20 protein-coding genes are annotated in these 22,016 nt (G+C 64.7%); 8 read left to right on the top strand and 12 right to left on the bottom strand.

The annotated features are described in order from the left end of the window. Positions 1-8: 8 nt before the first annotated feature. Both PQR32_RS08595 and PQR32_RS08590 read right to left on the bottom strand, forming a co-directional pair. Positions 9-308 carry a 2Fe-2S iron-sulfur cluster-binding protein gene (locus PQR32_RS08595; RefSeq protein ID WP_408224459.1) on the bottom strand — a complete coding sequence of 100 codons (300 nt, stop codon included), beginning with the start codon at positions 306-308 and terminating at the stop codon, positions 9-11. An 82-nt stretch (positions 309-390) separates the two neighbouring features. Then, entirely contained in the window at positions 391-2,382 is a 1,992-nt protein-coding gene (locus PQR32_RS08590) for a sigma-54-dependent Fis family transcriptional regulator (RefSeq protein ID WP_408224456.1), read from the bottom strand. A 402-nt stretch (positions 2,383-2,784) separates the two neighbouring features. Here PQR32_RS08590 and PQR32_RS08585 point away from each other — a divergent pair, with 402 nt between their 5' ends. Continuing rightward, positions 2,785-3,075 carry a DUF1488 family protein gene (locus PQR32_RS08585; RefSeq protein WP_012427513.1) on the top strand — a complete coding sequence of 97 codons (291 nt, stop codon included), beginning with the start codon at positions 2,785-2,787 and terminating at the stop codon, positions 3,073-3,075. Between the two features lie 152 nt (positions 3,076-3,227). Here PQR32_RS08585 and PQR32_RS08580 read toward each other — a convergent pair whose 3' ends face one another. The 7 genes from PQR32_RS08580 to PQR32_RS08550 all read right to left on the bottom strand — a co-directional run bounded on the left by PQR32_RS08580 (position 3,228) and on the right by PQR32_RS08550 (position 9,860). Further along, positions 3,228-3,758, bottom strand: coding sequence for a cytochrome b (locus PQR32_RS08580; protein WP_408224453.1), 531 nt, complete (start codon positions 3,756-3,758; stop codon positions 3,228-3,230). Between the two features lie 136 nt (positions 3,759-3,894). Beyond that, positions 3,895-5,196 (bottom strand): NCS2 family permease, encoded by a 1,302-nt coding sequence (locus tag PQR32_RS08575; RefSeq protein ID WP_408178107.1) that lies wholly within the window; start codon positions 5,194-5,196, stop codon positions 3,895-3,897. Between the two features lie 155 nt (positions 5,197-5,351). Continuing rightward, positions 5,352-5,849 (bottom strand): YaiI/YqxD family protein, encoded by a 498-nt coding sequence (locus tag PQR32_RS08570; RefSeq protein WP_408224450.1) that lies wholly within the window; start codon positions 5,847-5,849, stop codon positions 5,352-5,354. Between the two features lie 175 nt (positions 5,850-6,024). Further along, positions 6,025-6,285, bottom strand: a complete 261-nt coding sequence (locus PQR32_RS08565) for a DUF4148 domain-containing protein (RefSeq protein WP_408224447.1) — start codon at positions 6,283-6,285, stop codon at positions 6,025-6,027. A 129-nt stretch (positions 6,286-6,414) separates the two neighbouring features. Further along, complete coding sequence (locus tag PQR32_RS08560) at positions 6,415-7,188, bottom strand: slipin family protein (RefSeq protein WP_408224444.1); 774 nt, start codon at positions 7,186-7,188, stop codon at positions 6,415-6,417. Beyond that, positions 7,185-8,741, bottom strand: a complete 1,557-nt coding sequence (locus PQR32_RS08555) for an NfeD family protein (RefSeq protein WP_408224441.1) — start codon at positions 8,739-8,741, stop codon at positions 7,185-7,187. The genes PQR32_RS08560 and PQR32_RS08555 overlap by 4 nt, the downstream gene beginning before the upstream one ends. Positions 8,742-8,825: 84 nt before the next feature. Then, on the bottom strand, positions 8,826-9,860 hold the full coding sequence (locus tag PQR32_RS08550) for an AraC family transcriptional regulator (RefSeq protein ID WP_408224438.1): 1,035 nt from the start codon (positions 9,858-9,860) through the stop codon (positions 8,826-8,828). Positions 9,861-10,130: 270 nt separating this feature from the next. Here PQR32_RS08550 and PQR32_RS08545 point away from each other — a divergent pair, with 270 nt between their 5' ends. The 6 genes from PQR32_RS08545 to PQR32_RS08520 all read left to right on the top strand — a co-directional run bounded on the left by PQR32_RS08545 (position 10,131) and on the right by PQR32_RS08520 (position 17,559). Next, a complete protein-coding gene (locus PQR32_RS08545; protein ID WP_408224435.1) occupies positions 10,131-11,264 on the top strand; it encodes an acyl-CoA dehydrogenase in 1,134 nt (377 codons plus the stop codon). Positions 11,265-11,395: 131 nt separating this feature from the next. Next, positions 11,396-13,087, top strand: coding sequence for an AMP-binding protein (locus tag PQR32_RS08540; protein ID WP_408224432.1), 1,692 nt, complete (start codon positions 11,396-11,398; stop codon positions 13,085-13,087). Between the two features lie 60 nt (positions 13,088-13,147). Beyond that, on the top strand, positions 13,148-14,659 hold the full coding sequence (locus PQR32_RS08535) for a CoA-acylating methylmalonate-semialdehyde dehydrogenase (protein WP_408224429.1): 1,512 nt from the start codon (positions 13,148-13,150) through the stop codon (positions 14,657-14,659). 34 nt (positions 14,660-14,693) lie between these two features. Beyond that, complete coding sequence (gene mmsB, locus PQR32_RS08530; protein WP_408224426.1) at positions 14,694-15,599, top strand: 3-hydroxyisobutyrate dehydrogenase; 906 nt, start codon at positions 14,694-14,696, stop codon at positions 15,597-15,599. Next, a complete protein-coding gene (locus PQR32_RS08525; RefSeq protein WP_408224423.1) occupies positions 15,596-16,411 on the top strand; it encodes an enoyl-CoA hydratase in 816 nt (271 codons plus the stop codon). The genes mmsB and PQR32_RS08525 overlap by 4 nt, the downstream gene beginning before the upstream one ends. Next, a complete protein-coding gene (locus tag PQR32_RS08520; RefSeq protein WP_408224420.1) occupies positions 16,411-17,559 on the top strand; it encodes an enoyl-CoA hydratase/isomerase family protein in 1,149 nt (382 codons plus the stop codon). Before PQR32_RS08525 ends, PQR32_RS08520 begins: the two co-directional genes overlap by 1 nt. A 30-nt stretch (positions 17,560-17,589) precedes the next feature. Here PQR32_RS08520 and PQR32_RS08515 read toward each other — a convergent pair whose 3' ends face one another. From PQR32_RS08515 to PQR32_RS08505, 3 genes are all read right to left on the bottom strand, one after another. Further along, entirely contained in the window at positions 17,590-18,846 is a 1,257-nt protein-coding gene (locus PQR32_RS08515) for an MFS transporter (protein WP_408224417.1), read from the bottom strand. A gap of 108 nt (positions 18,847-18,954) precedes the next feature. Then, a complete protein-coding gene (locus tag PQR32_RS08510; RefSeq protein WP_408224414.1) occupies positions 18,955-19,794 on the bottom strand; it encodes a siderophore-interacting protein in 840 nt (279 codons plus the stop codon). Between the two features lie 199 nt (positions 19,795-19,993). Next, positions 19,994-20,905, bottom strand: a complete 912-nt coding sequence (locus PQR32_RS08505; RefSeq protein WP_408224411.1) for a PadR family transcriptional regulator — start codon at positions 20,903-20,905, stop codon at positions 19,994-19,996. Between the two features lie 211 nt (positions 20,906-21,116). On the opposite strand from PQR32_RS08505, the gene PQR32_RS08500 reads away from it, so the two are divergent. Then, complete coding sequence (locus PQR32_RS08500; RefSeq protein WP_408224408.1) at positions 21,117-21,986, top strand: NmrA family NAD(P)-binding protein; 870 nt, start codon at positions 21,117-21,119, stop codon at positions 21,984-21,986. Positions 21,987-22,016: the final 30 nt, after the last annotated feature.

Raw genomic sequence — 22,016 nt, 5'->3', positions numbered from 1 at the left:
TTTTACGCTTAAGCTTCTGAGGCGTCTGGCGCATCGATAACCAGATCGGTCTCTGCGACCGCAACGCAAGGCAGGATCAGGCCTTCCGCCTTCTCTTCCCGGCTCAGTCCGGGCCATTCGATCGTGTAAGAGACGGTGCCGCTGATCAAACGGCAGATGCACGTGCGGCACGTCCCATTACGGCACGAGCGCGGCAAACGCAAATTCGCGAAGCCGGCAGCTTCGAGAATCGTGAGCGAATCGGGCGCTTCGAAGCTGTGGCCGAGCGGCTCGACACGAACGAGAGGCGGGCGGGTAGAGTCGGACATCGTGTGAGCCTGTGACGGGTTGCGCCACACTTTACACGTTGCCGCTTCCGTTGCCGCTTCCGTTGCCGCTTCCGTTGCCTCTTCAATGGGTCGTGCCGTTGCGTCGCAAATAGCGGTACACCGTATTGCGCGCCAATCCCAGCTCGCGCGCCGCCGCCGACACATTGCCGTCGAGCCGTTCGAGCGTTTGCGCAATCAGCGTGGCCTGCCATGCCTCCATCTTGCTGGACGCCGGTTGCCCTTGCGTTTGCGCCGCAGCGCGGACCTCATCGCAGGACTCTGAACCCGCACGCGCCGCCGGCGGCCGCACGGATGGCTCAGCCGCGGCGTCGACGCAATCCTGCAAGAAGTCCTCGGGCAAATCGTCGAGTTCGATCTGCTCCACGCCTTCGGCCATGATGCTCGCGGTGCGCAACACGTTGGCCAGTTGCCGCAGATTGCCCGGCCAGCGGCATTGCGCGAATCGTTCGAGCACTTCGGCGGACACGCGCCGCGGCAGGCGTTCGCCATCCGGTTGCAATTCCAGCATGCGCGTGACCAGCGCGCGAAGATCGGTGCGCTCGCGCAGCGCCGGCAAGGTCACGACAAGCCCATTGATCCGGTAATACAGATCTTCGCGGAACGTACCGGCTTCGATCATCTCGCGCAGGTTGCGGTGGGTCGCGCAGACGATGCGCAAATCCACCGGAATCGCCCGGGTTCCGCCAAGCGGCACGACGTTGCGCTCCTGCAGCACGCGCATCAGGCGCATTTGCTGGGCGAGCGGCATGTCGCCGATTTCGTCGAGGAACAGCGTGCCGCCGTCAGCCTGCACGATCTTGCCGACGCTGCCGCGTTTCTTGGCGCCGGTGAACGCGCCGTCTTCGTAGCCGAACAACTCCGCTTCAATCAGCGTATCCGGCAACGACGCGCAATTCAGCGCGATAAAGGGCGCGGCCCGGCGCGGCGAGTCGTGGTGGATGGCACGCGCCAGCCACTCCTTGCCGGTGCCGGTCTTGCCGAGCACGAGAATCGGAATATCGCGGCCACGCAGTTTGGCGACGCGCCGCAGAATCGCGGCGACTTGCGCGTCGCCGGTGTCGAGCGTTTCAAGTGTGGCTAGCGGCGTGGGATCGATGCAGCGCGACACATGACGCGCGTCGCCGGACAATGGCGCGCGCACCGTACCGGCCAGGCTTTCCGTCGGCCCGACATAACGCGGCGGCGTATATTCGCCGCGCGCCACCACGCGCACGCCGCTCGGCAGCGTCAGCAGAATGCTCTCGCCGGGCGCGCGCGCAATCTGCTGCAGCAGCCTCGCGAAGGCCACGCCGAACAACGCATCGAAGGGTTGTCGTTGCAGCTCCGCGAGCGGCTGCCCAAATTGAAACAGCGCGCTGCGATTGGCCGACAGAAACGTGCCGTCCGGCGCGAACGCCGCGAGCCCTTCGAACAGCGTGCCGATGAATTCCGCGCGCGCGTGAAAGTGCACGCGAATCGCGTCGACGAATTGATTGGAGAACAGATGATTCTCGATCATCTGCGCCGACATCCTGACGAGCGCGAGCGTGTGCTTGTGAAAGCCGCGCGTGTCGCCGCTCACGTCGAGTGCGCCGATGGTGCGCCCGAACGGATCGGCGATCGGCGCGCATGAGCAGGTGAGGATCCGGTTGGCGTGCAGGAAGTGTTCGCCCGCGTGCACGACGGTCGGCTGGCCATCGACGAGCGCGGTGCCGATCGCGTTGGTGCCGCGATCCGCTTCGGCCCACGACACGCCCGGACACAGCGCGACGCGATTGGCCTTTTCGACGAAGTCGCTGTCGCCGAGACTGTGCAGGATCACGCCGTGATTGTCGGTGAGCAGCACCATGCTTTGCGTATCGACGATCTGCGCATGCAGCGTCTCCATGACGGGACGCGCATGCGTAAAAAGCGATTGATTGCGATCGACGAGCTCACGCAGCGCCGGCCGCGGAAGCGGATGAAAGTCCGGCGTTTCCGACGCGCGCAAGCCGATTTCGAGCGAGCGGGCGTGAGCTTGCGCGATGACATCGGGCCGACCGAAAGTGGGCGGCGTGGCGGACCGTTGGGTCAAGGCTTGTCTCCGGTGGAACGGACACGGCGGGTACGTTGCCCTCCGCTCGATGCCGCAGCGCAACATACTGCGCTTGCGGTCGAACACTGATATTACAGGACGAATCGCGCCACGCACGGAAGGGAAAAAACGGAGACGCGCGGCGCGCTATGCCTCAAAAAACCGCGCGCAGCACCAAAATCAGGCAAACGGAAAGGAAAACTTGCGCCGCGCCCGAACTCGTCTAAAGTGAATCAAATCACCTCCGCGGGCCGCGAACTATTCCGCCGCTGCAATCAGGTGACAAGCCCGCGTCGTCAGCATTGGACAAGGAGGTTGGCGCTAGCGACGCGATCAGACGCAACCGGCGTGCGCACTAACAGGCTTCACCATGCGCAGCACCTACCTTCCAGGTGAACACCCATGCAGATCCTATTCCCGAATGAAACTCCTGAATATTCAGGTCGCGAGCTCACCTTGGCGTTCCCGGCGATGGTCGATGGGCAGAGGGTGGAATGCATGATCACGGCGGAGGCACTGGAAGACCACTACGGCGCCGCATCGCCGCGTCTGGAGGACATGGTCGGCGCATTCGATACGCACCGCGCCAGGATCGAAGCGGCCACGCGACGCCTGATATCGGAAACGAGAGCGCAATGTCTCGTGCTGAGAAGCGGCTATGTGCGCTTCTACGAAGCCAACTGGCGTAATTGACTGAGGGCGTTTCCGACGTCCGGTCGGTCAACGCCGCAAGCAGGAAAGCCGCGCAAGAAGCAGAAGCCCAGGAAACCCACGCGCGGCATCGATCATTCAAACCGTCCGCGGCCAGCCGTGCCGCCGGCGTCCGAACTTGAGCGCGAGCGCGCTCAAATCATCCGTCGCAGCGTCCGATCCTTGAACACCACGTGATGCGCGATCGCGGCCAACGCGTGCAAACCGATCACCCAGTAGAACGCATTGCCGAGCCACTCATGCGCCGTCTTGAGCAACGGCCGCGCGACGGGATCGGCGCCGACCAGCGTGTAATCGATGTTGACCCACGCCAGCGTGACCGGATGTCCGCCGGTGTTAATCATCAGGATGCCGAGCAACGGTTGGACGAAGATGAAAATATACAAGGCGAGATGCGCGGCCCGCGCCAGAAAGGCGAGCAGCCGGTTGCTGTCGACTTCGGCGGGCGCCCCGGCCCACAATCGCCAGAGCAGACGCAAACAGGCTAGCCCCAGCACCAGCGTGCCGCACCAGAAATGCACGCTGCTCCAGAACGCGCGACTGTCGCTGCCCTTGGGCCCGCGAATCTCGATCGCCAGGTAAGCCAGCGCGATCAGCAGAAACATCGCCCAGTGAAAGAAAATGGCGGGCGCCGTATAGCGGTCCGAGGTGCGGCTGTAAGACATGTAGGGACTCCCGTGTCCAGGTCGATCGTTTTTATCAATCGTCAGATGATAAACGGTGCCCGACCGGAAAGGGCACCGCGAACAAAACCGCCGTTGATTCAGATCCGGGTTTGGCCGACGAGCGTCCGCGCCGCGCCTACTCGCTGCCGAGATAGAAATAGCGGAACAGGAAAATCGCCGCGATGATCCACACCACCAGCTTCACCTTGCGCGCCTGGCCCGTCAACAGCTTCAGGCCCGCGTACGAGATGAAGCCGAACGCGACGCCATTGGCGATCGAATAGGTGAAGGGCATCAGCAGCGCGGTGAGCGCGGCCGGCACGACTTCGGTGGCGTCGTCCCACGGCAGGTCGAGCATTTCGCGCAGCATCAGGCACGACACGTACAGCAGCGCCGGAGCCGTCGCATAGCCGGGCACCACGCCTGCCAGCGGTGCGAAAAAGAGCGCTGCGAGGAACAGCACGGCCACGGTGATGGCCGTCACGCCCGTGCGTCCGCCGGCTTGCACGCCCGACGCGCTTTCAATATAAGCGGTGGTCGACGAAGTACCCAGCATCGAGCCGGCCAGAATGGCGGTGCTGTCGGCGAGCAGCGCGCGGTTCAGGCGGTGCATCTTGCCTTCCACCAGCAGCCCGGCGCGGTTGGCCACGCCCATCAGCGTGCCGGTCGCATCGAACAGCTCGACGAGGAAGAACACGAGGATCACGTTCAGCACGCCGCCCGACAGCGCGCCGCGAATGTCGAGCTGGAACAGCGTCGGCGAGATGGACGGCGGCGCCGAGACGATACCGTGGAACTGATTGCCGCCGAAGAAAAAGCTCAGCACCGTCACGCCGACAATCCCGATCAGGATCGAGCCGCGCACCCGCAGATGGTCCAGCGTGACGATCGCGAAGAAGCCGATCACCGCGAGAATCACATGCGGGTTGTGCAGATCGCCGAGCGTCACGAGCGTGGCGGGACTGCCGACCACCACGCCGGCCGACTTCAGCGAAATGATCGCGAGAAAGAGGCCGATACCGCCCGTGATGGCAATGCGTATTGAATGCGGAATGCCGTTGACGATCACCTCACGCACGCGGAACAGCGTGACGATCAGGAACAGGCAGCCGGAAATGAACACCGCGCCGAGCGCGGCCTGCCAGGTGAACCCCATGCCTTTGACGACGGTGTACGCGAAGTACGCGTTCAGGCCCATGCCCGGTGCGAGCGCGATCGGATAGTTCGCGTAGAGACCCATGATCAGCGAGGCGAGGGCGGCCACGATGCAGGTCGCGACGAACACCGCGTCCTTCGGCATGCCGGCGTCGCCGAGAATCGCCGGGTTGACGAAGATGATGTAGGCCATCGTCAGGAAGGTGGTCAGTCCGGCGAGCACTTCGGTGCGCAGGTTGGTGCCGGCGGCTTCGAAGCCGAAGTAGCGTTTTATGGAGTCCATGAGGCGGGTCTCTCGTCGTTCAGAAAGCGTTTGTTGTGATTGGGGCGGTGAAGGCGCCGCGTCGGCGTGGCTGCGAGCGCTGGGGTTACGGGCGGATTGTAGTCAGGATTGGCGGCGGCGTGCCGCATTGTGTGGCTGAGCGGCTGTGTAAAGGCTCATACGACGGGCGGTTCGTCGGGAGATTGTGGCGCCGATGCATCAGGCTGCGGCCGTTGACGCGCCAGCCAGCGGTCCAGTTCGCCCGCGAAGCTCTTACTGTCGCGTTGGCTGAAGGCCGAAGGGCCGCCGGTATCGACGCCGCTGCTGCGCAACTGGTCGAGCATCGAACGCATGCGCAGCCGTTCTTCGATCGTGCCCGGCGTGTACCAGTTGCCGCGCGGATCGAGCGCCTGCGCGTTTTTGGCCAGCACGGCGGCAGCCAGCGGGATGTCGGCGGTAATCACGAGATCGCCGGCGGCGACACGTTCGGCGATGAGGTCGTCGGCGGCGTCGAAACCGGCCGGCACCTGGATCGCGCGGATCAGCGGCGAGGGCGGCACGCGCAGAAACGAATTGGCGACCAGCGTCAGCGTCATGCCGGTGCGGCGCGCGGCACGGTACAGCATGTCCTTGATCACGACCGGACAGGCGTCGGCGTCAACCCAGATTGACATGGTTCGGATTCCGGCAGCGGGTTGTCGAAGGGGCGAGATGATACCTTGCCAGCGCGCGGGGCGGCGCGGCAAGCGAATTTACGATGTAGCGGAAAGCGGAAAAGGCATGCGGGCCCAACTTCGCCCGCGACCGTTGCAGTCGCAGGCAGCCCCGCACGCCGTGCGGTGGCTCGTGTTACTGCGTCATCGTCCCGCCCGATTCCTGCGCCCGGCGTGCCGCGACGATGCGGCCCGCGCGTTGCGCATTGCACGGATAGTCGATCCAGTCGAGCGGATCGTAGCCGGCGGCACGCCATTCGGCCAGATCGGCCTTCACCTGGGCGCGCGTTTTCGGCGCCGACGGATCGTAAGGCCGCGCCGAAGACTGCGCAAACGCGGTGCTCATACTCACGGCGGCCAACAGCGCGCCGAGTCCAACTAAAGAAACGATTTTCATGACGAGCTCCTATGGAGCGGTTAAAAACGACCCCGGCATTTTAGTTTTGGTATGCATTTCGAGTAAGGCGATTGAAGGCAATGCACCATTTCGCCCAGTGAATCAAACCGGGCTGAATGATCCTGTGACTCAGGGTGGCGACGGCTTGGTGAAACGGTCCAGCACGGCGCTCAGCAGGTCGATCGGCAGTGGGAAAACGATCGTCGAATTCTTGTCGGCGGCAATCGTCGTGAGGGTTTGCAGATAACGCAACTGCATCGCCTGGGGCTGGCGCGATAGCGTCTGCGCCGCTTCCAGCAGGTGCTGCGAGGCCTGCAATTCGCCTTCCGCGTGAATCACCTTGGCGCGCCGCTCGCGCTCGGCCTCGGCCTGACGGGCAATCGCGCGGATCATCGTTTCGTTGATATCCACATGCTTGATTTCCACGATCGACACCTTGATGCCCCACGCGTCCGTCTGGGCGTCGAGCACTTTCTGGATATCGGCGTTCAGTTGTTCGCGATCCGCCAGCAGTTCGTCGAGTTCGTGTTTGCCGAGCACCGCGCGCAAGGTCGTCTGCGATAACTGGCTGGTCGCCTCGAAGTAACGCGCCACCTGGATCACCGCTTTCTCCGGATCGACCACGCGGAAATACACCACCGCGTTGACCTTCACCGAGACGTTGTCGCGCGTGATCACGTCTTGCGGCGGCACGTCGAACACGACGGTGCGCAGATCCATACGCACGGCCTGCTGCACGATCGGAATGATGAGGACGAGGCCCGGCCCCTTGACCTTCCAGAAGCGCCCGAGCATGAACACGACGCCGCGTTCGTACTCCCGAAAAATCCGTATCGATGAAGCAATCAGCGCGGCCACCAGCAGAATCAGAATGCTGCTGAAGCCGAATGTGAAACCGATCATGAGCTTTCTCCTTGTTGTCGTGCTTCCGCGGGCACCACGGTCAACGTCAGGCCGCGCCGCGCGGTGACGCGCACCGCATGGCCCGCCGCGACCGGGGCCGTGCTGGACACCCGCCAGCGTTCCCCATGCACTTGTGCCCAGCCGCCCAGCGCGCCGTCCGCTGTGACGTCCGCTGGCGAGAGGCCGCCGTCGAGCACCACGCCGACACTTCCGATCATTGCTTCCGAACCCGTCACCACCGGCCGGCGCCGCGCGCGCAACGCGAGCCGCGACACCCCCAGCACGAACACCACGCTGAATACGGACACGGCGGCGATCATCGGCAGAGGGATACCGTAGCCGGGCACGTCGGTATCGATCAGCATCAGCGAGCCGATCACAAACGCGACCACGCCGCCGAAGCCGAGCGAACCGAAGGTCGGCAGAAACGCCTCGCCGATCAGGAAGGCAATGCCGAGAAAGATCAGGCCGAGGCCGACGTAGTTGATCGGCATCATCTGCATGGCGAACAGGCCGAGCAGCAGGCTGATCGCGCCGACCACGCCGGGCAGCACAAAGCCCGGATTGGCGAATTCGAAGAACAGGCCGTACATGCCGATCATCAGCAGGATCAGCGCGACGTTCGGATCGGTGATCACGGCGAGGAAGTGGCTGCGCCAGTCGGCTTCGAGCGTGACGATCGGCGCGCTGGCCGTGTTGAGCTTGACGTTGCCCGTGCTCGTGACGACCGTGCGGCCGTCCAGTTGGCGCAGCAGGTCGGGCACGTCGCGCGCATTCAGATCGACGACGTGCTGGGCGAGCGCGTCCGCCGCCGATAGGCTCACGGCCTCGCGAACCGCGCGCTCGGCCCAGTCGGCGTTGCGCCCGCGCATCTGCGCGAGGCCGCGGATGTAGGCGGCGGCGTCGTGGACCTGCTTGCGCAGCTCTGTCGATTGGGTATCGAGCGGCAGGGCGCTGGCGGAATCGGTGGGCGCGGATGCCGCGGGTTTGGCCGAGCCGCTGCTGCCACCGCCGATACCGGGCAACGCCGGCGCTCCACCGCCCGCCGGCGGTTCAGCGCCGCCGATGCCCATCTGGATCGGCGTCGCAGCGCCGAGATTGGTGCCCGGCGCCATCGCCGCGATGTGGCTTGCATAGACGATATACGTGCCGGCGCTCGCCGCGCGCGCGCCGCTCGGCGCAATGAACGTGGCGACCGGGACGGGCGAGGCAAGAATCGCCTTGATGATTTGCCGCATCGACGTGTCGAGCCCGCCCGGCGTATCGAGTTGCAGCACGGCGAGCTGCGCGCGATCTTCAGCGGCGCGCTGCAGGCTGCGCACGATGAAGTCGGCGCTGGCCGGACTGATCGCCCCATTTACCGGAATCACCACGACGCTGTTGGATGCCACGGCGGCACGAAGCGGAACATTCGATTCGCACGACGCGAATCCAAATGCCAAAAGCACGCCTAGCACGGTCATGCCGCGCATCAACCGGCCCACGACATCGCCACGGATAAGCGACATGCGCGAGCCAGACTGCCGGAACGGGAGACGTGGATACGTGCTCATCGCTGACGGCTGCCGCGCCGTGCCGATGCGTATCGACTGGCGCGGGCCGATACCCCAAAAGAAGGCTGGCCTGCTCCTTACAGCTTAGTCCGATTCCGTCCGGCGCGTGAAATCCGCACGCGCCGGCCGGTAGTCGGTCGGCCGCATGCCGGTCCACTTGCGAAACGCGCGGTGAAACGCGCTCGGTTCGGCAAAGCCGACCGACGTCGCGATGTCGGCGATGGTGCGGTCGGTGTCCTGCAGTTCGCCGATCGCGATGTCGCGCCGCAGGTCGTCCTTGATCGACTGATACGTATAGCCTTCGTGTTTCAAACGCCGCCGCATGGTGGCCTCGGCGACGTGCAGGCGTTCGGCCATCTGATCGGCGGCGGGCCAGCCGGGCATCGGCATGGCGCGCAGCATCTTGCGCACGCGCGCCGCGAGCGAGCCGGGATTGCGGTACTTGACGATGAAGCTGCCGGGCGCATCGCGCAGGAAGGGCTTGACCGATTTGGTCGTCTGGATCACGGGCAGGTCGAGAAACGCCGGCGCGAGGTCGACGTAGGACTCGGCCTGATCGAAGCTCATGTGATCGCAGAACATCAGCCGGTACTCATGGGCGGCGGGAGGCTCGGCGCAGCGAAAGCGCGCTTCGAGCAACGGAATGCGCCGCCCGACCAGCCAGCACAACAGCCCGTACACGAGGATGAAGTAGGTTGCGTAGGCGAACATGGTTGGTGGTGCGCCGGCGTTTTCCAGGAAACGCAGGCGTACGCGCTGCGCATCGGTTTCGATCCGTACGCCGAGATCGTCCAGCACCAGCCGCATGAAACCGACCGCGCGCGCCAGCGCCTGGGCGCCGTTGCGCGCGGTCAGCGCGGTTTGCGTCATGGCGATGAAGCTGCCGCTTTTCATGCGATGCGAATCCTGGCCGAAAAACTCGTCGTCCAGCGCGCGCGCAATCGCGGCCCACAGCGCCCCGTATTGCGCCGACGACACCCGGCTTTTCGGCGACGCCAGCATCGGCGCCGCGATGCCGGCGGCTTCGGCAAGCGGCAGCGCGTCGAGGCCGCGCGAGCGCGCCAGCGCGAGCGCTTCCTCGACCATGCTGACGGAAATCGTGCCTTTATCATTTTTCATGAGTGTCCGGCTTAAGAGTCAAGCTGGCAAAAGCGCTCAACGTTTTCCTTGTGGCGGTTCGCCAAGTGCCTGAAATCGTGGATATATAGAGCCTCGTATCGTACCAGTATGGCAAATGCGCTCAGTCAGAATGATCGGGCTGAGCATCGAACGTGTCCAGCGGCTTGCCTACACTTGGCCTCAACCGATCGCGCTCCGCTTGCCTCGACAGACACGAACGCGAGGCGGCGAAGCCGCCGCGATCAAACGCACAGCACAGGACCGAGCGCCATGGACAGCTTCTACACCGACGAACAACGGATGATCCGCGACGCCGCTCGCGACTTCGCCACCGAGCGGCTCGCGCCGCACGCGGGTCAATGGGACCGCGACGCGCAACTACCCGCCGAAGTCGTCAAGCAGATGGGTGAACTCGGCTTTCTCGGCATGATCGTGCCGGCGGAGTGGGGCGGCTCCTACACGGACTACGTAGCCTATGCGCTCGCGCTCGAAGAGATCGCCGCGGGTTGCGCCGCCTGCGCCACGCTGATGAGCGTGCATAACTCGGTCGGCTGCGGGCCGGTCCTCAACTTCGGCACGGAAGCACAAAAAGACCGCTATTTGCAGGACCTCGCGACCGGCCGCCGCATCGGCGCATTCTGCCTGACCGAGCCGCAGGCCGGCTCCGAGGCGAATAACCTGCGCACCCGCGCCGTGCTGCGCGACGGCAAGTGGATTCTCAATGGCAGCAAGCAGTTCGTGACCAACGGCTCGCGCGCCGATCTCGCGATCGTCTTCGCCGTCACCGATCCCGAGCGCGGCAAACGCGGTCTGTCGGCCTTCATCGTGCCGACCGATACGCCGGGCTTCAACGTGGGCAAGCCGGAACACAAGCTCGGCATTCGCGCGTCCGACACCTGTCCGATTTCGCTCGACGACTGCGCCGTGCCGGAAGCCAATCTGCTCGGCGAACCGGGAGAAGGATTGCGCATCGCCCTGTCGAACCTCGAAGGCGGGCGCATCGGGATTGCCGCGCAGGCGGTCGGCATCGCGCGAGCCGCGTTCGATGCCGCGCGTCTCTATGCGAACGAACGCATCCAGTTCGGCAAGGCGTTGAAAGAGCATCAGACCATCGCCAACATGCTCGCCGACATGGCTACGCGCCTGAACGCCGCGCGTCTGCTCGTGCATCACGCGGCGCGGCTGCGCACGGCGGGCAAGCCGTGTTTGTCGGAAGCGTCGCAGGCCAAGCTGTTCGCGTCGGAACTGGCCGAGGAAATTTGTTCGAACGCGATCCAGATTCACGGCGGCTATGGTTATCTGGAGGACTACGCGGTGGAGCGCCACTACCGCGATGCGCGCATCACGCAGATCTACGAAGGGACCAGCGAAGTGCAGCGCATGCTGATCGCGCGGCATGTGTAAATAGAAGCGAGGCTGGTTTTGAGTGCAAAATAGCTTGCCCGCCGAGTAGAAAGCAGTGCAACAGCGGGACAAAAAAGCGGAGTCCATACCGCGCCACCAGCAACCATGTTGGATGGGATCAGGAGACGACGATGACTGCAGCGAAAGCCTTTTTCGACGCGCGCGACCTGTTATTGCGCCATCGAACCGACTACGACCGCGCGTACCGCGAATTCGCGTGGCCGGCATTAGGCGAGTTCAACTGGGCGCTCGACTACTTCGACGTAATCGCGCGCAATAACGACAACCCAGCGCTGTGGATCGTCGACGATCCCGCCACCGACGGCCTGCGCCTGTCGTACGCGCAGATGTCGGAGCGGTCGGCGCGCATGGCGAATTTCCTGCGCGGCGTGGGCGTGGGCCGCGGCGACCGTCTGCTGCTGATGCTGCCGAACCGCGTCGAACTGTGGGACGTGATGCTCGCGGCCATGAAGCTCGGCGCGATCGTGCTGCCCGCCACCACTCAGCTTTCCGCCGACGACGTGCGCGATCGCGTGCAGATCGGCGGCGCGAATTTCGCGGTGGTCGATAGCGCGGAGCTGGCCAAATTCGATGCGCTCGAAGCGCCGCTCACGCGCCTGTCAGTGGGCACGCCGCGCGACGGCTGGATCGACCTGGCCGCGGCCTATGACGCATCGCCGCAATTCACGCCCGAGGGCGTCACGCAGGCCACCGACCCGATGCTGCTGTACTTCACCTCGGGCACGACCTCGAAGCCCAAGCTCGTCGAACACACGCATCAAAGCTATCCGGTCGGCCATCTGTCGACGATGTACTGGATCGGTCTGCAACCGAACGACATCCATTGGAATATCAGCTCACCGGGCTGGGCCAAGCACGCGTGGAGTTGCTTCTTCGCGCCGTGGAACGCGCAGGCCTGCGTGTTCGTTTTCAACGTCCCGCGCTTCGTGCCGAAAGACACGCTGAACGCGCTGGTGCGTTTCAACATCACCACGCTGTGCGCGCCGCCGACTGTCTGGCGCATGCTGGTGCAGGAGCATCTGACCGACTATCCGGTCAAGTTGCGAGAAATCGTCGGCGCCGGCGAGCCGTTGAATCCCGAGGTCATCGAGCGCGTGAAGCACGCGTGGGGCATTACGATTCGCGACGGTTTCGGCCAGACCGAAACCACCTGCCAGATCGGCAATTCGCCGGGCCAGCCGGTCGTGGCCGGTTCGATGGGGCGTCCGCTGCCGGGCTACACAATCGAGCTCATCGATGCCGACGACCAGCCCGTCACCGAAGGCGAAATCGCGCTGCCGCTGGCCCAACGGCCGCTCGGTTTGATGACCGGCTACGCGAATAACGCCAACGCCACCGCGCAGGCCATGCGCAACGGTTTCTACCGCACGTCCGACGTCGCGCTGCGCCGTGATGACGGCTACTACGTCTATGTCGGTCGCGCCGACGACGTCTTCAAATCGTCCGATTACCGCCTGAGTCCGTTCGAACTCGAAAGCGTGCTGATCGAACACGAGGCGATCGGCGAGGCCGCCGTGGTGCCGAGCGCCGACGCGCTGCGTCTGTCGGTGCCCAAGGCGTTCGTCACCGTGCGCCAGGGCTACGAAGCCGGCCCCGAACTCGCGCGCGCCGTGTTCGCGTTCTCGCGCGAAAAGCTCGCGCCGTACAAGCGGATTCGCCGCCTGCAATTCAGCGAATTGCCCAAGACCATCTCCGGCAAGATTCGCCGCGTCGAATTGCGGCGCCGCGAAATGGAACGCGAGGCCGAGCCTGCGCGCCTGCCTGATGAGTATTGGGAAGAAGATTTCCCGGATCTGCGTTGATTCTTTTTTGTTCCCAGTCACTGTCCGGCCGCCTCGCGGCCACTGCAGAGGAGTTTGAGCATGAACGCAATTGCTGCCGTTGCCACCGTCAAGTTGCTGATCAACGGCGAGTTCGTCGAATCGAAGACCACCGAATGGCGCGACATCGTCAATCCGGCCACGCAAGAGGTGTTGGCGCGCGTACCGTTCGCCACCGCCGATGAAGTGAACGAAGCGATCCGTTCCGCCCACGCCGCGTTCAGGACGTGGAAGGACACGCCGATCGGCGCACGCATGCGCATCATGCTGAAGTACCAGGCGCTGATTCGCGAGCATATGCCGCGTATCGCGAAGACCTTGAGCGCGGAACAGGGCAAGACGATTCCGGATGCCGAGGGCGATATCTTCCGCGGCCTCGAAGTGGTCGAACATGCGTGCTCGATCGGCACGTTGCAGCAGGGTGAATTCGCGGAGAACGTGGCGGGCGGTGTGGATACGTACACGCTGCGTCAGCCGATCGGCGTGTGCGCCGGCATCACGCCGTTCAACTTCCCGGCGATGATCCCGCTGTGGATGTTCCCGATGGCGATCGTCTGCGGCAATACGTTTGTGCTGAAGCCGTCGGAACAGGATCCGCTCTCGACCATGCAACTGGTCGAACTCGCGCTCGAAGCCGGCGTGCCGAAGGGCGTGCTGAACGTCGTGCACGGCGGCAAGGACGTGGTGGACGCGCTTTGCACGCACGAGCTGGTCAAGGCGATTTCGTTCGTCGGCTCGACAGCCGTGGGCACGCACGTGTACCGCCTCGGCAGCGAGCACGGCAAGCGCGTGCAATCGATGATGGGCGCGAAAAATCACGCCGTCGTGCTGCCCGATGCGAACCGCGAGCAAACGCTGAATGCGCTGGCCGGCGCGGGATTCGGCGCGGCCGGGCAGCGCTGCATGGCGACCTCGGTGGTCGTGCTGGTGGGCGCCGCGCAGCAATGGTTGCCGGACCTGGTGGCAAAGGCGAAGACGCTCAAGGTCAACGCGGGTAACGAACCGAACACGGACATTGGCCCGGTGGTCTCGCGCGCGGCGAAGCAGCGGATTCTCGGCCTGATCGAAACCGGCGAGAAAGAAGGCGCGACGCTGGCGCTCGATGGTCGCGGCGTCAAGGTTGCGGGCTACGAGCAAGGCAATTTCATCGGCCCGACGGTCTTTACCGACGTCACCACCGAGATGGAAATCTACCGTCAGGAAATTTTCGGCCCGGTGCTGGTGGTGCTGAACGCGGCCACGCTCGATGACGCAATTGCGTTGGTCAACCGCAATCCGTTCGGCAACGGCGTGGGCCTCTTCACGCAGAGCGGCGCGGCGGCACGCAAATTCCAGAGCGAGATCGATATCGGCCAGGTCGGCATCAACATTCCGATTCCGGTGCCGGTGCCGTTCTTCAGCTTCACCGGCTCGCGCGGCTCGAAGCTCGGCGATCTCGGTCCCTATGGTAAACAGGTCGTGCAGTTCTACACGCAGACCAAGACCGTCACCGCCCGCTGGTTCGACGACGACACCGTCAACGACGGCGTCAACACGACCATCAGCCTGCGCTGAGTCCACGCGGTTTCTGGAGACTGGAGACGACATCATGAAAATAGGCTTTATCGGACTCGGCAACATGGGCGCGCCGATGGCGCACAACCTGCTCAAGGCGGGCCACGCGGTCAACGTGTTCGACCTCAATGCGCAAGCCGTGCAGGCGCTCGTCGATGCGGGCGCGAAAGCCGCCGGTTCGCCGAAAGCAGCGGTGACCGACGCGGAATGCGTGATCACCATGCTGCCCGCCGCGGCCCATGTGCGCAGCGTGCTGACCGCGGACGATGGCATCTTCGCCGGCATCGCGAAGGGCGTGACCATCATCGATTCGAGCACGATCGATCCCGCGAGCGTGAAATCATTCGCCGAACTCGCGCAGCAACACGGCAACACTTTCGTCGATGCGCCTGTGTCCGGTGGCACCGGCGGCGCGGCGGCGGGCACGCTGACCTTCATGGTCGGCGGCAGCGCGAGCGCGTATGAGCAGGTCAAGCCGGTGCTCTCGGCGATGGGCAAGAACATCGTCCATTGCGGCGATACCGGCACGGGCCAGGTCGCGAAGATCTGCAACAACCTCGTGCTCGGCATCACGATGGCGGGCGTGGCCGAAGCCATGTCGCTCGGCGAGGCGCTCGGCATCGACGCGAAAGTGCTGGGCGGCATCATCAATACATCGACGGGGCGTTGCTGGAGTTCGGACACGTATAACCCGATGCCCGGCGTGATCGAGACGGCGCCGTCCACGCGCGGTTACACCGGCGGCTTCGGCACGGATCTGATGCTCAAGGATCTGGGCCTCGCCACCGACGCCGCTAAATCCGCGCGTCAACCGCTCTATCTCGGGGCATTGGCTCAACAGCTTTATCAGACGATGAGCACGAAAGGCGCAGGACGTCTCGACTTTTCCGCGGTCATCAAGCTCTATCGTCAGGACAGCAAGGACGGAGGCGCGGCATGATCGAACTCGACTACGCGCACGACGGCGCCGTCGCGCAACTCACGCTCAAGCGGCCGCCTGCCAACGCGTTTACGCCCGAAGGCTTGTTGCAATTGCAGCAGACCGTCGAGCGTTTGAACGGCGAGGCGCGCGTGCGGGCAATCGTGATTACCGGCGACGGCCCCAAGTTCTTCAGCGCGGGTGCCGACCTGAACACCTTCGCCGACGGCAACCGCGAAGTCGCGCGCACGGCGGCGGCGCGCTTCGGCGCGGCGTTCGAGACTTTGCAGAACGCGCGGCCGGTGGTGATCGCGGCGATCAACGGCTATGCGATGGGCGGCGGGCTCGAATGCGCGCTGGCTTGCGATATTCGTATCGCTGAACAGCATGCGTTGCTGGCGTTGCCCGAGACGGCAGTCGGCTTGCTGCCGTGTGGTTGCGGCACGCAGACGCTGCCGTGGCTGGTCGGCGAAGGCTGGGCCAAGCGGATGATTCTTACCGGCGAGCGCGTCGATGCGGCGACGGCGTTGCGCATCGGTCTGGTCGAAGAAGTGGTGGAGAAGGGCGCGGCGCGCGAAGCCGCGCTGACCATGGCGGCGCGCGTCGCCACGTTGAGCCCGCAGGCGGTCGGCTTCAGCAAGACGCTGATTCACCAGGGGCGTAACGGCGTGCCGCGCGCGGCGGCGCTGGCGCTGGAACGCGAGCGCTTTGTCGATCTGTTCGACAGCGCCGATCAGCGCGAAGGCGTCAACGCGTTCCTCGAAAAGCGCACGCCGCGCTGGCAGGTGACGCAGACCGCGCAGCCAGACTCCTCGCAGCAGGAGACGCGTTGATGAGCGCATTGCAAAGCGTCATACGCGATACGAACCTCGAAGGGGAACGCGAGATCCTGTTTCGCGTGGTGAATCGCGTGGCGATCATCACGCTGAACCGTCCGGCCGCGCTCAATGCGCTTTCGCACGCGATGGTGCGCGAGCTTGCCGTGCTGGTCGAACATTGCCGCACCGACGACGGCATCGTCGGGCTCGTGCTGAAAGGCGCGGGCACCAAGGGCTTCTGCGCCGGCGGCGACGTGCGCGAAGTGCAGCGGCTCGCGAAGAACGGCGACTGCCGGTGGCTGGCGTTCTTCGTCGACGAATACCGGCTCGACTATGCGCTGCACACGTTTCCGAAGCCGGTGGTCGCGTTGCTCGACGGCATCGCGATGGGCGGCGGCATGGGGCTCGGCCAAGGGGCGCGGCTGCGCATCGTGACCGAGCGCAGCAAGATCGCGATGCCGGAGACGCGCATCGGCTTTCTGCCCGACGTCGGCGCGACGCGCTTTCTGAGCGTGATGCCGGCGGAACTCGAGCTATATGTCGGGCTGACCGGCGCGACCTTGTCCGGCGCCGATGCGTTGCGCCTGCAACTGGCGGATCTGTGCGTGCCGGCCGAATGGCTCGCCAGTTTCGAAGAGCGTCTACAGCGCATGCCGCTCGATGGCGATCTGATGGCCGCCTTGCGCGGCGTGTTCGAGCCGCCGTGCAACATCATTCCGCACGCGCCGCTGGCTGCGTTCACGCAACTGATCTTGCGGCATTTCGACCGGCGTTCGAGCGTCGAGCGGATGGTCGCGACGGTGCGGCACGATCTGGAGCGCGAGCCGCCGCGCGAGGTGAAGCAGTGGTTGCAGTCCACCTACGACGCGCTGACGGGTCATTCGCCCACCATGCTTTACGTCACGCGTGAGGCGCTTTTGCGCGGCCGGCAGATGACCTTGGCGGAGTGCTTCCGCATGGAACTGGGTATCGTCAAACGTGTAATCGAAGAGGGCGACTTCTGTGAAGGCGTGCGAGCCCAGTTGATCGACAAGGATCGTAAAGCCCGCTGGGCGCCTGCCACGCTCGCCGAGGTGCGGCCGGAGCGCGTCCGGCATTTCCTCGCTTCGCCGTGGAAGAGCGAGGCGCATCCGCTGGTTGCGTTGGGCGCGCAGCAGGGGTGAAGTGGGGCGGGCGCCGCGCGAAACACTCAATCAACTTTCGCCGACCGCTTCGCCATGCAACATCCCCGGCGCGTGCGCATCGCCTTGCGCGCCGCGCACGCGGGAAACCCAGAACACGCCGGCCAGCGCCACCGCAACCGAGGCCCAGCCGACCGTCCCGTAACCCATGATCTGCCCGCTCGGCGAACTGCTGAGCATCAAGCCGCCGATCCACGCGCCGCATCCCGTCCCCAACGCCTGGAGCGCACTATTCGCGCTGAGAAAAGCGCCGCGCCGGGCAGGCTCAGGCACGGTGGTCAGCAGTGCCTGCATCGGCACCATCCGGCCGGACATCAGCACCATGAAAACCGGGAAGAACATCACCAGCGCGTAAAACGGCAGACTCGGCAGATGCGTGACGAACAACACCGGCACAAACGCGAGCACCGCCGCGATCCGGAACACGCGCCGCGTGCCGTACTTGTCAGCGAGCTTGCCCACGCGGCGCGAAGTAAAGAATGTCGCCGCGCCACCGGCCATGTAGAGCCATGACAATTGCTCGGGCGCCACGCCATGATTGGCGACCAGCACCGGCGAAATGAACGGAATCACCAGCATGTGCGCGACCATCATCATGAAGGTCAGCGCAAACGCATTCAGATGCCGCGGGTTGCTCAGGAGCCGCCACAAATCCGGCAGCACTTCCGCGAGCGGCGGCTGACGGCGGCTCAGATGCTCCGCCAGCGACGGCACCAGTTGCCGTCCCGCCGTCCACACGAGCAGCGACAACGCCACCAGCAGGAAGAACGGCGCGGCCCAGCCGAAGTGCGCGCCGAGCATCACGCCGGCCGGCACGCCCGCGATCGCCGCGAGGGAGAAGGCGGTCATGATCGTGCCGGTGGCGGCGCCACGGCGCTGAACCGGGATCACGTCGCCGACGATCGCCATGATCACCGAGCCCAACACGCCGCCCGTGATGCCCGCGAACGCGCGTGCGGCCAGCAGCAACGGAAAGCTGCTCGCCAGCGCGCACGCCAGGTTCGACAGCGCGAACAGCGCGTACATGGTCAGCATCAGACGGCGCCGGTCGAAGCGGTCGATATAGGTCGCCGCGAACAGTCCCGACAGTCCCGAGCACCACGAATACGCCGACACGGCCGTCGCGAACGCGGCCGGCGTGATGGCGAACGCGTGCATGATCTGCGGGCCGAGCGGCATCATCACCATGAAGTCCATGATGATGGTGAACTGCGTCAGCGCGAGCAGCCACAGCAGGCGGCGTTCGTGCTTTGCGCTTATTGAGTACATCGATCGATTCCTTGTTGTTGTTTTTGGAAGCACGCCGCTTGCGCGGCCCGCGCCGCCGCAAGTTCGCACACGCCTTAAGGCGCATGCGATCCCGCAGACGGCCGACACTCAATCGTCGAGCGTTTCGTGCACCGCTTCGGCGCCCTGTTTCCAGTAGCTGGCCGCGCGAATGCGTGATTTTTCGACGCCGCGTTCCGTGCACAGGTGATAGCGCACGGCACGCATTGTCGCGGATTCGCCGGCTGCCCATACGTAGCCTTCGCCGTCCTCGGGCAGGTAGGTATCGCGTACCGCCTGCAGCAAGGCCTCGCCGCGCACATCCGCTTCGCTGCGATAGCGCCAGACGAGATGCAACTCGGCCTGCGTCGTGAATTCGATCTGCGCCGATGGGTCGGCCACTTCGATCACCGCCGCCACGCGCGTGCCGGCCGGCAGCTCTTCGAGACGCCGGGCGATGGCGGGCAACGCGGTATCGTCGCCGATCAGCAGATGCCAGTCGAAGCCCTTGGGTATCACGAGCGAACCGCGCGGGCCGCCGACACCGAGATACTGGCCCACTTTGGCTTGCGCCGCCCACGTCGCCGCGGGGCCCGCTTCGTGCATCGCAAACTCGATGTCGAGTTCGCGCGCCTCGCGATCGAAGCGGCGCGGCGTGAAATCGCGTGCGATCGGACGCGGCTGGCCGGCGGGAAACACCGGACCGTCGGGGCCCGCTTCAGGCAGCACCGGTTTGTCCGCGCCGGGTTCGGGGAAGAACACCTTGATGTGGTCGTCGAACGAAGCGGAGACGAAGTCGTGCAGATCTTCGCCCGTGAACGTGACGCGGATCAGATGCGGAGTCAGCGCGCGCACCTGCCTGACTTGCAGCAGACGGAACTTCAGCGGATGGCGCACGCGGTGGACTGCAAGGTCGATTTGATTGTCGGCTTGGTGGTCTTTTGTCGGCATAAGAGTGGTGCTCCTGTCGACCGGAGTTGGCGCTTAAGCTGTCGAACGGAGTTCGCGCATTAGCGCGTTACTCCGGTGCCATGCAAAGCACTTACTCTGGTCCCATGCAAGATGGTTGCGGTTGGTTCGATGGGCGCGCGCTCACGCGCTTGCAGCGCTCCTGGCGTGCAAGCGCACGCGGGGAACGGGCGGCATGATTTCAAAGGGCCGCTTCGCCGCCGTTGTCGTTTTCGCTGCCGTCCGGTTTGACTTCACTTTCGATTTCTTTCGCCGCGCGCATCAGAATTTCAGCGATGCGGCGCTGTTGCGCCGCCGGCGCGTTGTCACGGCGCAGCAACGCATGCTTCAGCGCGCGGCGCGCTTCGTTCAGCTCGGGCAGCCAGCCGCCTTCGCTGATGTCGGCCGGCTCTTCGCCGGCAAACGCGCGGCGCACCGAATCCATCTTGCGGGCGATATGGCTCAGCCTGGCCAGCATCAATTCGACGCGGTCGCGGTTGGCGGCCAGATATTCGCGGCCCGTTTCCGACAGCTCGTAGCGCTTGCGGTTGCCTTCGAGTTGCACCGTCACGTAGCCGAGTTCTTCCAGATACGTGAGCGCCGGATAGACCATGCCCGGGCTCGGGCTGTAGAAGCCGTTCGAGCGCGTTTCGAGCGCCTTGATCAGTTCGTAGCCGTGGCTCGGCTGCGAGCCGATCATCGACAGAAGCAGCAGTTGCAGGTCGTCGGAGCTGAATTTGCGGCCGCGCGGAAAACCGTCGCCGTCGCCGCCGAAGCCGCCCGGGCCGCCGCCGAAGCGCCCGCCACGCCCGCCGCCGCGATGCTCGTGATGACGGCCGATGGCATGCCACAGCGCGTGCAGCGAGAAGCGGTCGTAGCCGTGATGGGCAGGGCCGCCGCGCATGTCGCCACGGAATTCGTCGCGGTCACTGTGGCCGCGTTCGCCGCGACGGCGTTCGAAGCCCTCACCGCGTGGTTCGCCGCCGCGCTCGCCGCGATAGCCGTGGTGATGGGCAAAGGCGTGCCAGAACGCATGAAGTGCGCCGCGTTCGTGGCCGCTGTGGAAACTGTCGTCCGCCGTGCGCGGACGGGAAAAACGGTGTTGATGACGCATCTTAGTACTCCCGCTTGTGTCTTAAGATGTGTCTTAAGATATATATCTAAAGATAGTTTGTCAAACTGCTTTTTTCGAGGTTCATCCCAAGAGGCGTTTTTTCATGCCAAATTGTCATTAACTAAATGACATTCATGCTCTCGTGAAATTTATTGGAAACACCGAAAATGCTTACTAGCGCGGCATTGGCCGTATTCCAGGAGCGACGAAAATGTTTGCAGTTACCGGTGTGACAGGGCAGGTTGGCGGCGCGGCGGCGCGCGCGCTATTGGACGAGGGGCATGCGGTGCGCGCCGTATTGCGCGACGAGAGCAAGGCGGAGCAGTGGACGAAGCGGGGTGCCGAAGTGGCGATCGCCTCGTTCGAGGACGCCGACGCGCTCGCCACCGCGTTTCGCGGTACGACGGGTGTCTTCGTGATGGTGGCGCCGAACTTCGCGCCGCAACCGGGTTATCCCAGCGCGCACGCGGCCGCGGCCGTGCTGAAGGAGGCGTTGACGAAGGCGAGGCCGGCGCGCGTCGCGGCGTTGTCGTCGATTGGCGGCCAGCGCGAGTCCGGGCTCGGCCTGATTACGCAAGTGCATATTCTTGAGACGGCGCTCGCCGGTCTATCCATTCCGACGGCGATCCTGCGGCCCGCGTGGTTCATGGAAAATTCGCTGTGGGATATCGCCCCGGCCCGCGACACGGGCGTGATGCCGAGCTTTCTGCAACCGCTCGAGCGCGCGTATCCGATGATCGCCACCGCGGATATCGGCCGTGTGATCGCCGCCACGCTGACGCAGTCGTGGCAAGGCCGCCGCGTGATCGAGATCGAAGGTCCGCAGCGCTACACCCAGCACGAGATCGCCGTGCTGCTCGGCGGCGTGCTCGGTCGGTCGGTGAAGGCTCAGGCGGTGCCGCGCGCTCAGTGGGAAGCGCTGTTCAAGGCACAAGGCACGGCGTGGCCGGCGCCGCGCATCGAGATGATCGACGGGTTCAACTCGGGGTGGATCGAGTTCGAGGACGGGGTCAATGAGCGGGTGATTGGGGCGACCGCCTACGAGACTGTGCTGGCGGAGTTGATCGGGCGGGTGGGGTAGGTCGCGGTAGGGGTGTGGTGAGCGCAGGCC

The sequence above is a fragment of the Paraburkholderia dipogonis genome (assembly GCF_046027395.1).
GTDB classification, from domain to species: Bacteria; Pseudomonadota; Gammaproteobacteria; order Burkholderiales; family Burkholderiaceae; genus Paraburkholderia; species Paraburkholderia dipogonis_A.
Note: the sequence above shows the minus strand (reverse complement) of the source record. Positions and strands in the feature narration are given on the sequence as shown.

Excerpts from the sequence above, each read along its gene's own strand:
- PQR32_RS08555 (WP_408224441.1), bottom strand. The coding sequence starts at position 8,741 with ATGAGCACGTATCCACGTCTCCCGTTCCGGCAGTCTGGCTCGCGCATG.
- PQR32_RS08595 (WP_408224459.1), bottom strand. The coding sequence starts at position 308 with ATGTCCGACTCTACCCGCCCGCCTCTCGTTCGTGTCGAGCCGCTCGGC.
- PQR32_RS08585 (WP_012427513.1), top strand. The coding sequence starts at position 2,785 with ATGCAGATCCTATTCCCGAATGAAACTCCTGAATATTCAGGTCGCGAG.
- PQR32_RS08550 (WP_408224438.1), bottom strand. The coding sequence starts at position 9,860 with ATGAAAAATGATAAAGGCACGATTTCCGTCAGCATGGTCGAGGAAGCG.
- PQR32_RS08575 (WP_408178107.1), bottom strand. The coding sequence starts at position 5,196 with ATGGACTCCATAAAACGCTACTTCGGCTTCGAAGCCGCCGGCACCAAC.
- PQR32_RS08560 (WP_408224444.1), bottom strand. The coding sequence starts at position 7,188 with ATGATCGGTTTCACATTCGGCTTCAGCAGCATTCTGATTCTGCTGGTG.
- PQR32_RS08510 (WP_408224414.1), bottom strand. The coding sequence starts at position 19,794 with ATGCCGACAAAAGACCACCAAGCCGACAATCAAATCGACCTTGCAGTC.
- PQR32_RS08515 (WP_408224417.1), bottom strand. The coding sequence starts at position 18,846 with ATGTACTCAATAAGCGCAAAGCACGAACGCCGCCTGCTGTGGCTGCTC.
- PQR32_RS08580 (WP_408224453.1), bottom strand. The coding sequence starts at position 3,758 with ATGTCTTACAGCCGCACCTCGGACCGCTATACGGCGCCCGCCATTTTC.
- mmsB (WP_408224426.1), top strand. The coding sequence starts at position 14,694 with ATGAAAATAGGCTTTATCGGACTCGGCAACATGGGCGCGCCGATGGCG.
- PQR32_RS08505 (WP_408224411.1), bottom strand. The coding sequence starts at position 20,905 with ATGCGTCATCAACACCGTTTTTCCCGTCCGCGCACGGCGGACGACAGT.
- PQR32_RS08525 (WP_408224423.1), top strand. The coding sequence starts at position 15,596 with ATGATCGAACTCGACTACGCGCACGACGGCGCCGTCGCGCAACTCACG.
- PQR32_RS08545 (WP_408224435.1), top strand. The coding sequence starts at position 10,131 with ATGGACAGCTTCTACACCGACGAACAACGGATGATCCGCGACGCCGCT.
- PQR32_RS08520 (WP_408224420.1), top strand. The coding sequence starts at position 16,411 with ATGAGCGCATTGCAAAGCGTCATACGCGATACGAACCTCGAAGGGGAA.
- PQR32_RS08540 (WP_408224432.1), top strand. The coding sequence starts at position 11,396 with ATGACTGCAGCGAAAGCCTTTTTCGACGCGCGCGACCTGTTATTGCGC.
- PQR32_RS08565 (WP_408224447.1), bottom strand. The coding sequence starts at position 6,285 with ATGAAAATCGTTTCTTTAGTTGGACTCGGCGCGCTGTTGGCCGCCGTG.
- PQR32_RS08535 (WP_408224429.1), top strand. The coding sequence starts at position 13,148 with ATGAACGCAATTGCTGCCGTTGCCACCGTCAAGTTGCTGATCAACGGC.
- PQR32_RS08570 (WP_408224450.1), bottom strand. The coding sequence starts at position 5,849 with ATGTCAATCTGGGTTGACGCCGACGCCTGTCCGGTCGTGATCAAGGAC.
- PQR32_RS08500 (WP_408224408.1), top strand. The coding sequence starts at position 21,117 with ATGTTTGCAGTTACCGGTGTGACAGGGCAGGTTGGCGGCGCGGCGGCG.